Source organism: Kitasatospora sp. NPDC101447 (assembly GCF_044767225.1).
Taxonomy (GTDB): domain Bacteria; phylum Actinomycetota; class Actinomycetes; order Streptomycetales; family Streptomycetaceae; genus Kitasatospora.
Map to the genome: position 1 here is coordinate 222896 of NZ_JBIWNL010000004.1, position 8366 is coordinate 231261.

Here is an 8366-nt window from a genome sequence, read left to right on the forward strand (position 1 = left end):
GGCTACCCTGCTGGAGTGACCGCAGAAACCTCCGCACCCGTACCCGCGGCCGACTCCGGCCGTCCGGCGTCCCTGACCCTGGGCGCCGCCATCACCGCCCTGGAGGGCGCCGCGCTGGCCGTCGTCGGCGTCTGGGACATGGTGGCCGCGCTGTCCGGCCAGTCCAAGCAGCTCGCCCTGAACGAGTTCGGCGGCGTGGTCATCGTGCTGCTCGGCGTGCTGCCGGTGCTGGCCGCCCGCGCGCTGCTGAAGGAGCGCCGCTGGGGCCGCAGCCCGGCGGTGCTGACCAACTCGATCTGCCTGCCGGTCGCCTACTACATGTTCCAGAGCGGCGGCACGATGATCGCCGTCGGTGCCCTGGTCGGCCTGCTCGGGCTGGTGGGCATCGGCTCGCTGCTGAACCCGAAGTCGACGGCGGCCCTGTACGCCCCGTCCGAGGACTGAGCGCACAGGGCCGCCGGAGGGCCGGACGGCCGCGCAGCCGGAGCTGAGCGGCCGTCAGTCCTACTCCTCCACCAGCAGCTTCTCCCGCAGCTGGGCCAACGTCCGGGCGAGCAGCCGGGACACGTGCATCTGGGAGATCCCCACCTCGGCGGCGATCTGCGACTGGGTCATGTTCCGGAAGAACCGCAGCACCAGGATCTTCTGCTCCCGGGGCGGCAGTTGGGCCAGCAGCGGCTTGAGCGACTCGCGGTACTCGACGCCCTCCAGCGCCTCGTCGGTCGCGCCCAGGGTGTCCGCGACGGCCGGCGACTCGTCGTCGCTGTCCGGCACGTCCAGGGACAGCGTGGAGTACGCGTTGGCGGACTCCAGGCCCTCCAGGACGTCCTCCTCGGAGATCCCCAGGTGCTCGGCCAGCTCGTGCACCGTGGGGGAGCGGCCGTGCCGCTGGGAGAGCTCGCTGGTCGCCGTGGTGAGCGACAGCCGCAGCTCCTGCAGACGGCGCGGGACGCGCACCGCCCAGCCCTTGTCGCGGAAGTGCCGCTTGATCTCCCCGACGATGGTCGGCGTCGCGTAGGTGGAGAACTCGACCCCGCGCTCGTGGTCGAAGCGGTCCACCGACTTGATCAGGCCGATGGTGGCGACCTGGGTGAGGTCGTCCAGCGGCTCGCCCCGGTTGCGGAAGCGCCGGGCCAGGTGCTCGACCAGCGGGATGTGCATCCGCACCAGCTGGTTGCGCAGCTCGACCCGCTCCGGCGAGCCCTCGGGCAGCGCCGACAGGCGGACGAACAGGGCGCGGGCGGCCTCCCGGTCCGGGGCGCCGGAGCGGTGCGCGCCCTGCGCGGGCACGGCGCCGTGCAGCTCAGCCTCGGCCGTCTCGTCCGCCCGGTCCGCCGGCTCCGGCGGGGGGACGGAGTCGGGCGTCGGCTCAGACGTCGGCTCGGTCGGGTGGCTCATCCGGTGGGCGTCCTTCGGGTGCGCTTCGTCGTTGGCGGCGAGGCCGGGAACGCTCGCCTGGGTCGGTACGGCAGGTCCCGCCGTCGCGAGGCCGGTACGGTCCAGATCACTCACGGCCATTCCCCCGTTCCGTTCCGGGAGCACCGGGGCCGCGGCCCCGGAATCGTCTCGTTGGTCGTACCGCCCGGAGGCGGTACCGGGAGCCGTCCGCCCGGCCCCGGGAGGGGGTGCGGCGGACGGCCCTTGCGCGGGTGCTGCTCGGTCTGTGCGGTGCGGTCCGGCGCCCGGCTAGTGGGCCGTGGACCCGCCGCGCTTCTTGTGCAGGCTGATCGACACGGTGTTGTCCTCGCCGACCGAGGAGTCGACCTCGCCGGCCAGCGCGGAGAGCACCGTCCAGGCGAAGGTGTCCCGCTCGGGGGCCTTGCCGTCGGTGGTCGGGGCGGCGACGGTCACCTTCAGCGAGTCGCCGACCAGGCGGAACTCGCAGGAAAGGACGGAGCCCGGCACCGCCTGCTGCAGCAGGATGGCGCAGGCCTCGTCGACCGCGATCCGCAGGTCCTCGATCTCGTCGAGGGTGAAATCCAGCCGGGCCGCCAGCCCGGCCGTCGCTGTTCGCAGCACGGAGAGGTAGGCCCCCGCCGCGGGGAGCCGGACCTCCACGAAATCCTGAACACCGAGATCGCCGTCGATCTGGGACACCCTTGCCTCCTGGGTGACGCGCTGTGCTTGCTTGGTACCCCGCTTGTTACCCCTGCTTGCCGCCTCTCAAAGGAGGCACCGGGGTTGCGGGTCCGCCATCACTCTGCCTGCCCTGTTGCACCCCGGTTCGGGGTTACTCATGGTAAGGCATTGCGACGCAGGGTGGCAGACCCTTTCCCGGACTCCGTCGGTCCGCTCAGCGGCGGCCGGCGGCGGCGAGTGCCTCGTCGGTGAGCCGGTACACGGTCCACTCGTCCATCGGCACCGCACCGATCGACTTGTAGAAGTCGATCGACGGCTGGTTCCAGTCCAGCACCGACCACTCCACCCGGGAGTAGCCGCGCTCCACGGCGATCCGGGCGAGCTCCAGCAGCAGGGCCTTGCCGTGGCCGCCGCCGCGCGCCTCCGGGCGGACGTACAGGTCCTCCAGGTAGATCCCGTGGGTGCCGCGCCAGGTCGAGAAGTTGCGGAACCAGAGGGCGAAGCCCACCGGCTCCCCGGTGGTCCCGTCCTCGGCGATCAGGCCGAACACGGCCGGATCGGCGCCGAACAGGGCCTCGCGCAGCTGCTCCTCGGTGGCCACGGCCTCGTGCGGGGCCTTCTCGTACTCCGCGAGCTCACGGATCATGGCGTGGATGACGGGAACGTCGGTGGCGACTGCGGTGCGGATCATGCCAGCGAGCCTACTGCTCGGGCCCCGTCTCGTCCCAGGCCTGGACGGAGGTCTGATCGACGATCCTTCCGTCCCGCAGGTCGGCCATCGAGGCCATCAGCACCCGGACGCCGTCCGGGTAGCGGCAGGACTCCAGGAAGGCGACGTGGTCGTCCTGGACCACCACCTGCTCCAGCTTGTGGGTCATCTCGCGGCCGTAGATGTCGCTCAGCATGGCGCCGATCTCCTCCAGCCCGTGCATCACCAGGGGGTGGCTGGGCTGGGTCTTCCGGTCGACCACGCGCAGTTCGGCGTCCTCCGCGTAGAGCGCCAGGAGGGCGTCGGCGTCGCAGCGTTCGATGCCCTCGCGCAGGGCGCGGGTGTCGAAGGCCGCGGGGGCCGCCATGGTGGTCATGATTCGCTCCTCCGGTCGGGGTCCGTCGGCTCGTACCTAGAGCCTACGCCCGGCACCACCGACCGGAGGGGCCGGAGACCGGGCCGCTCAGCGGGCCGGCACGGTGCGCAGGTACTCGGCCAGGGTGCCGATCGCGGCCGGGTTGCGCGGGCTCTCCACGAGGTCGACGTAGTCCAGCACGAAGATCCGGTCGTTCCTGATCGCGGAGACGCCGGCCAGCGGCGGGAACGACTTGAGGAACTTCCGCTTCTCCTCGGCGCCCGGGGTCGCGTAGTCGTTGATCACGATCACCTCGGGGTCGCGCTGCACCACGCTCTCCCAGCCGGCGGTGACCCAGGTGTCGGCGAGGTCGCCCATGATGTTGGTGCCGCCGGCCTTGGCGATGATCTCGTCGGCGGCGGCGAACTTCCCGGCGGTGTACGGCTTGTCCTGCCCGCTGTCGTACAGGAAGACGGACGGGCGGCGCTCGGGCTGCGGGACGGCGGCGATCCGGGCCCTGGAGTCGGCGATCAGCCGGTCGGCGCGGTCCTTGACGTCGAAGATCTCGCCGAGGTTGGCCAGGTCCGTGTAGAGCGCGTCCAGCGGGTCCATCACGCCGCGTTCGGTGCCCCTGCCGCTGCGGCAGGACTCGCTGAGCACGTACGAGTCGATGCCGAGGGCCTTGAACGCCTGCGGGGTGACGCCGCTGCCCTCGTCGAAGCCGTAGTGCCAGCCGGCCAGCACCAGGTCGGCCCTGGCGTCCAGGGCGATCTCCTTGGTGAGCACCTTCTTGGAGAGCCAGGCGGTCTGCTGGTAGCCGTCCTTCCACGGCACCTTGTCGACCCGGCCCTTGTCGTCGGGCATGACGTAGCCGGCCATCCGGTCGGCCAGGCCGAGGGAGAGCATCAGCTCGGTGATGTTGACGTCGTTGGTGACCACCCGGGCCGGCTTCTGCGGGAAGGTCAGCTCCTCGCCGCAGTTCTGCACGGTCACCGGGTAGTGGGCGGAGCCGGTCGAGGCCTGCCGGGGGGCGATCTCCGCGCCGCAGGCGGTAAGTCCGAGGACGAGCAGGGTGGCGGCGGCAACGGCCTTGGTGCGCACGGTGGTTCCTTCGGTGGTTCAGGCGTCGGGGGTACGGGCGTCGGCGGTCCGGGCCCCGGGCGTCCGGGTGTCGGGGGAGCGGTCGAGGCGGTCGAACAGCAGCTGGAGGGCGCCGGTCTCCGGGTGCCGGACCGGCGTGGCCCGGACACCGAACACCTCGGCCAGCAGGGCGGGTCGGAGCACCTCGGCGGGCGGTCCGGAGGCCACGATCCGGCCGGCCCGCAGGACGTACAGCAGGTCGCAGTGGCTCGCCGCCAGGTTGAGGTCGTGCAGCGCGACGAGCACCGTCGGGCCGGCCTCGCGGGCCAGCGCCAGGACCTCCAACTGGTGGGCGACGTCGAGGTGGTTGGTGGGTTCGTCGAGCACCAGCAGGCGCGGCTCCTGGACCAGCGCGCGGGCGAACAGCACCCGCTGCTTCTCGCCCCCGGACAGGCTCAGGAAGCCCCGTCCGGCGAGGTGCCCGGCCCGGACCTTCGCCAGGGCGCCGGCGCAGCGCTCCCGGTCCGCGTCGGTCGGGGCGCCGAGGCCGCGCCGGTGCGGCAGCCGGCCCATGGCGACCACCTCGGCCACCGTGAAGTCGAACTCGGCGGAGTGCTCCTGGGTCAGCGCGGCCACCCGCCTGGCCGTCTCCCGCGCGGAGAGCGCGTGCAGGTCGTCGCCGTCGAGCCGGACGGCCCCGCCGGTGGGCTTCAGCACCCGGTAGACGCAGCGCAGCAGGGTCGACTTGCCGCTGCCGTTCGGTCCGACCAGGCCGACCACCTGCCCGGCGGCGGCCGCCAGGCTCACCTCGTGGACGATCCGGGTGCCGGCCGACTCCACCGAGACGGTGTCGACGTCGAGGTCCTGGGCCTTCGCCCGGTCGGGCCGGGCGGTCGAGCCGGCCGGGGCGGCCGGGCCGGTCGTACGGATGGCATCGGTCGTACCGATCGCGTCGGTCACCGTCGGCCTCCGAAGGCGTGGCCGCGCCGACGCATCATCAGCAGGAAGGCGGGCACGCCGAGCACGGCGGTGAACACCCCGACGGGCAGTTCGGCGGGTGCCAGCAGGGTGCGGGAGGCGATGTCCACCCAGACCAGCAGCAGCGCCCCGGCGAGCGGGGCGACCAGCAGCACCCGGCGATGCCCGGCGCCGACCAGCATCCGGGCCACGTGCGGCACCAGCAGCCCGACGAAGCCGATCGCACCGCTGACCGCGACCACCGTGCCGGTGACGGCGGCGGTCACCACGAACAGTTCACGGCGCATCCGGTCCGGGTCCACACCGAGCGAGGCGGAGGTCTCGTCGCCCATGGCGAGCGCGTCCAGCCGTCCGGCGGCGCAGCCGAGGTGGGCGAGCCCGGCCAGGACGGTGCAGGCGGCGATCGGCACCGAGCCCCAGGTGGCGCCGCCGAGGCTGCCGAGCAGCCACATCATGGCGCTCCGGGCGGCGTCGCCGCGGTCGGCGGCGAAGACCATCAGGGTGGTGGCGGCGGCGAAGCCGTAGGAGAGGGCGGTGCCGGTGAGCACCAGCCGCATTGGCGTGAGCCCGTACGCGGTGCGGGCTGCGAGGTAGACCAGCGTCATCGCGAGCAGTGCGGAGCCGAAGGCGGAGGCGGAGATCGCCCACACCCCGAGCGAGGCGAAGGCGCCGAACAGCAGGACGGCGTTGGCGCCGACGGCCGCGCCGGAGGAGATGCCGAGGACGAAGGGGTCGGCGAGGGCGTTGCGCACCAGCGCCTGGACGGCGACCCCGGTGGCGGCCAGCCCGGCGCCGACCACGGCGGCCAGGACGGTGCGCGGCAGCCGGATCTCCCAGACGATGGCGTACGCGGCCGCCTCGTCGGCCTCCAGCCGACCGCCCGTCAGTCCGGCGCCCAGCAGCCGCAGTACGTGCGGGAGCCCGATCCCGGAGGAGCCCAGCGCGACCCCGCAGACCAGTGACAGCAGCAGGGCGGCGCCGAGGCCGACGGTGAGCGGGAGCACGGGTGTCCGGTGGACGGACGGGCCGCCGGCTACGCGGGTCACGGCTACGCGGGTCACGGATGCGCGGGTCATGGGTGCGCGGGTCACGGATGCGCCTTGCCTCGGGCCGCGGGTGCGCCGGGGCGGGCGCCGGCCGGGGGCGTGCCCGGGCGCCGTCCCCCTCGCAGTCCACGGCGAGTTCTCGGGAGTCCAACGGCCGAGGGCGATCGGGCTGGCGCGGCCGCACCGCGGGTGCGGGCCGTGCTCACCGTTGCGGGTCAGCGCCGGATTCTCACCGGACTTCCCCCTCGGACGCCCTGGCAGCATAACAGGCACTCAGGGTAGGCAACCCTTACCGAGGTCGGGTCGGGTGTGAACGCACGACCGCCCCCGTCCGGCGGTGCGGACGGGGGCGGTCGGGTGGCGACGCGTCAGGCTCAGGCCTGCTTGGTCTCCCAGAAGATCTTGTCGACCTCGGCGATCAGGTCCAGCAGGGCCTGACCGGTGGCCGGGTCGGTGGACGCCTTGGTGGCCGAGGCGGCCTTCAGGGTGTCGTTGATCAGCTGGTGCAGCTGCGGGTACTTCTCGAAGTGCGGGGCCTTGAAGTAGTCGCTCCACAGCACCGAGATGTGGTGCTTGACGGCCTCGGCGCGCTGCTCCTTGATGATGACGGCGCGGGCACGGAAGTGCGGGTCCTCGTTGGCCTGGTACTTCTCCTGGGTGGCCTTGACCGACTCGGCCTCGATCCGGGCCTGCGCCGGGTCGTACACGCCACAGGGCAGGTCACAGTGGGCGTGAGCGGTGGCACGCGGTGCAAACAGACGAGAGAACATGGGAGTCCTTCCTTAGATCGTCTTCCCGCGCCCGAGATTACCCTTCCGCCCTCGTGGTTTCGCGATCGGGCGGTGGGCCTAGGGCAAAAGGCGGACCCGGAACCGGGGTAATCCGGACACCGAACAGGTGACGGTCCGTACGGCAGACTGGGGGCGGGCGTGCGGGAGGAGGAGTCGTGGCACGGAGCGCGGAACCGGAGGGCCGGACCGGGGGCGGCGTGTTGCCGTTCGGGGTCGTCGACGTGGCGGGCCCGTCGATGGTCCCGACCCTGCGCGAGGGCGACCGGCTGCTGGTCCGCTACGGCGCGCCGATCCGGCCGGGCGCGGTGGTGCTCTTCCGCCACCCCTTCCAGCAGGACCTGCTGGTGGTGAAGCGGGCTGCCGGGCGCCGGCCCGGCGGGTGGTGGCTGCTCTCCGACAACCGTCCGGTGGACAGCGACAGCCGCAGCTACGGCGCGGTCCCGGACGAGCTGGTGCTCGGCCGGGTGCTGCTGCGGCTGAGCCCGCGCCCGTCCTGGCTGGCGCCGGGCCGCCGGCTGGAGCGGCTGCTGCTCGCCCCGCGGCTGGCCCGGGTGCCGGGTCTGGCCCGCCGCCTCGGCGCCTGGGTGGAGGACGTCTAGCGCCTACTGCCCGCCGCCCAGCGCGGCCTCCGCCTCCTGGCGCTTGCGGGCCCGGTAGGCGGCGACGTTGGCCCGGGTCGCACAGCGGTCCGAGCAGTAGCGGCGGGAGCGGTTGGTCGAGGTGTCCAGGTAGGCGTTGCGGCAGGGCGCGGCCTGGCAGATGCCCAGCCGGTCGCCGCCCAGCTCGGTCAGGTGGACGGCCAGGCCCATGCAGGCGACCGCGCTGAAGTGCGCGGTGGCGGTCGGCGAGTTGTCGGCCAGGTGCAGGTGCCAGCGGGGCCGTCCGGCGTCGTCCAGGTAGTCGTGCCCGGAGATCAGCGGGCTGACGGGGTACTCCATCAGCAGGCTGTTCAGCAGGTCGACGCCGCGGGTCTCGTCCCCGTCGGCGGCGGCCTCGAAGACCCCGCGCAGCCGGGTCCGCACGGCCCGCAGCCGGGGCAGGTCGGACTCGTCGGCGAGCGCGGCGGCCCGGGAGGAGTCGGAGAACAGGGCGCGCACCGCGTCCACGGAGGTCAGCGTGTCGGTGCCGCGCTCCGGCTCCTCGGTGTTCACCAGCCGAACGGCGAGGTCGGCGTACGAGGCGAGCTCCACGGCGGTCCTTCCAGAGAATCGGTAACGGGCTGACTGCTTCCAGCCTATTACCCGAGTGGGGAAAACGTCGGCGCCCGGCAGGAGCTCGCCTCGTACGCCGACCTCGCCGTTCGGCTGGTGAACACCGAGGAGCCGGAG

11 protein-coding genes and 1 riboswitch are annotated in these 8366 nt (G+C 73.0%); of the genes, 2 read left to right on the plus strand and 9 right to left on the minus strand.

Annotated features, from left to right (window positions below):
• Positions 1-15: 15 nt before the first annotated feature.
• Complete coding sequence (locus tag ACIRST_RS08060; RefSeq protein ID WP_350522974.1) at positions 16-444, plus strand: hypothetical protein; 429 nt, start codon at positions 16-18, stop codon at positions 442-444.
• Positions 445-504: 60 nt separating this feature from the next.
• Here ACIRST_RS08060 and ACIRST_RS08065 read toward each other — a convergent pair whose 3' ends face one another.
• From ACIRST_RS08065 to sodN, 8 genes are all read right to left on the minus strand, one after another.
• Complete coding sequence (locus ACIRST_RS08065) at positions 505-1512, minus strand: SigB/SigF/SigG family RNA polymerase sigma factor (protein ID WP_402800792.1); 1008 nt, start codon at positions 1510-1512, stop codon at positions 505-507.
• 174 nt (positions 1513-1686) lie between these two features.
• Positions 1687-2097: an anti-sigma regulatory factor gene (locus ACIRST_RS08070; RefSeq protein WP_218203464.1), complete on the minus strand. Its 411-nt coding sequence runs from the start codon at positions 2095-2097 to the stop codon at positions 1687-1689.
• A 196-nt stretch (positions 2098-2293) separates the two neighbouring features.
• The gene (locus ACIRST_RS08075) at positions 2294-2770 is read right to left on the minus strand and encodes a GNAT family N-acetyltransferase (protein WP_350522972.1); all 477 of its coding nucleotides are present in this window, start codon (positions 2768-2770) and stop codon (positions 2294-2296) included.
• Positions 2771-2780: 10 nt separating this feature from the next.
• Entirely contained in the window at positions 2781-3164 is a 384-nt protein-coding gene (locus tag ACIRST_RS08080; RefSeq protein WP_350522971.1) for a nuclear transport factor 2 family protein, read from the minus strand.
• A gap of 87 nt (positions 3165-3251) precedes the next feature.
• Positions 3252-4244 carry an ABC transporter substrate-binding protein gene (locus tag ACIRST_RS08085; RefSeq protein ID WP_402800794.1) on the minus strand — a complete coding sequence of 331 codons (993 nt, stop codon included), beginning with the start codon at positions 4242-4244 and terminating at the stop codon, positions 3252-3254.
• Positions 4245-4262: 18 nt separating this feature from the next.
• Entirely contained in the window at positions 4263-5063 is an 801-nt protein-coding gene (locus ACIRST_RS08090) for an ABC transporter ATP-binding protein (RefSeq protein ID WP_402800951.1), read from the minus strand.
• Between the two features lie 116 nt (positions 5064-5179).
• Positions 5180-6277 carry a FecCD family ABC transporter permease gene (locus tag ACIRST_RS08095; RefSeq protein ID WP_402800796.1) on the minus strand — a complete coding sequence of 366 codons (1098 nt, stop codon included), beginning with the start codon at positions 6275-6277 and terminating at the stop codon, positions 5180-5182.
• Positions 6278-6413: 136 nt separating this feature from the next.
• Positions 6414-6539: riboswitch (cobalamin riboswitch) on the minus strand.
• A gap of 82 nt (positions 6540-6621) precedes the next feature.
• Positions 6622-7017 (minus strand): superoxide dismutase, Ni, encoded by a 396-nt coding sequence (gene sodN / locus ACIRST_RS08100; protein ID WP_350522968.1) that lies wholly within the window; start codon positions 7015-7017, stop codon positions 6622-6624.
• Positions 7018-7274: 257 nt separating this feature from the next.
• Here sodN and sodX point away from each other — a divergent pair, with 257 nt between their 5' ends.
• Complete coding sequence (sodX, locus tag ACIRST_RS08105; RefSeq protein WP_396544727.1) at positions 7275-7637, plus strand: nickel-type superoxide dismutase maturation protease; 363 nt, start codon at positions 7275-7277, stop codon at positions 7635-7637.
• Between the two features lie 3 nt (positions 7638-7640).
• Here sodX and ACIRST_RS08110 read toward each other — a convergent pair whose 3' ends face one another.
• The gene (locus ACIRST_RS08110; protein WP_350522966.1) at positions 7641-8228 is read right to left on the minus strand and encodes a CGNR zinc finger domain-containing protein; all 588 of its coding nucleotides are present in this window, start codon (positions 8226-8228) and stop codon (positions 7641-7643) included.
• Positions 8229-8366: the final 138 nt, after the last annotated feature.